Origin of the sequence: Aminobacter sp. AP02 (assembly GCF_003148805.1) — a bacterium.
In the GTDB taxonomy this organism is placed as follows: domain Bacteria; phylum Pseudomonadota; class Alphaproteobacteria; order Rhizobiales; family Rhizobiaceae; genus Aminobacter.
On the sequence record NZ_QGGX01000066.1, the window covers coordinates 1 to 1,434 of the forward strand.

General features: G+C 58.4%; 1 tRNA gene and 1 rRNA gene. Both read left to right on the top strand.

The features are described from left to right. Positions 1-88, top strand: a 5S ribosomal RNA gene (gene rrf / locus C8K44_RS27190); the annotation flags it as partial. 208 nt (positions 89-296) lie between these two features. After that, a tRNA-Met gene (locus C8K44_RS27195) sits at positions 297-373 on the top strand. Positions 374-1,434 lie beyond the last annotated feature (1,061 nt).

The window sequence follows — 1,434 nt, forward strand, 5'->3', positions numbered from 1 at the left end:
CCCGATCCCATTCCGAACTCGGCCGTGAAACGCTCCAGCGCTGATGGTACTTCGTCTCAAGACGCGGGAGAGTAAGTCGCTGCCAGGTCTGCCAAACGCACGTTAAATCCAAACATCGCAAACAAGCGATGCCCAAATCTTCTCGATACAAAATGGCCCGCCAACGGGTAGTCCGGGCCGCGCAAGCGGCCCGTTCCATTGGCAAATCGATCGGAAATCAAGGGGCAATCCCAGCATTCCGAATGGCCAAAGAGATCCGCAAGCCCCAGAAAACGGGTCGCTTGCGCAAATGGTGGCGCGGGGTGGAGCAGCCCGGTAGCTCGTCAGGCTCATAACCTGAAGGTCACAGGTTCAAATCCTGTCCCCGCAACCAATCCTTACAAACAAACCGAGCTCTATCGCTGGCGGGAAGCTCCGCTTCCCTGGCGATAGTAGCTCCTCGTCCTGCGGACCATAAAAATCCTGTCCCCGCAACAAAATACACCAAAGCCCGCCTCGTGCGGGCTTTGGCGTATTTGGACGCTGGCGACGGTCGATTCGAAACCGCAGCAGGGGCCTGCTAGCAGGCAAAGCCGACGACGCGGGACAAGAAAGACAAAGCCTGGCCCACCAACCAATCCTTACAAACAAAGCCCGCATCAAGCGGGCTTTTTGCGTCCCAGCGCCAGACCGACAAGCCAAACTCGCTGCAACACCCCAACACGGCAAGCACCGCATTTGGCCGGGACGCGGTGACGTGGTTCACTGGCACCCGGCCATTCGCTCATCCGCCGGGAGCCAGCTCACAATCTCAACCGCCGTTAGCTAGAAGTGGGCTTTTTAATATTGGGCTGTTGGAGCGGGACGAGTGCCCTGCAAGCCAGCGGCCGAAGAGATGCGCTCGAGGGTGAATGCCGCGGACGACCAGCTGACAAGCATCACCCAGTCCTGCCATGATCCGAAGCCCTAGCAAAGTGGCGCCTATACCAAGCAGCCAGGCGCGTTGCATTGCCGAGTGCTACAGATCAGAATCACGCCGACGCCTGGTGGATTGGGGGCTGCGTGAGTCGCGGATCGGTACCATTTTTAGGCTTTGCCCTGTGAATCGGCGCTGAATCATTTCCGTTTGCCGCCGGGCGCGGGTTTTTGGGGGATTGGCGGTGTTCTTTGCCTTACGGATTCGGCTTGGGAAACAGGATTTGTTTGATGTTTTCGCGTTGTGAGCTGAATCGAGTCATTGATTTCACGTCCAGATTGCGGTGTGGCGGTTGCGGATGGGCTGGCGTAACGGCTCCAGGAGGCGGCCGCAGCGGCGCCTTCCGCAGGGTCCTTGTGGGTTGTGGCTGGTGTGGGCGAAGTTTGTCGCAAAAAATTCGCAAAAGTTGGAAAGGGTCGTTGACAGTGTGAGAGGGTGGCGACTATATACGCCTCAACAACGAGGGCGGCGCGCCGCTG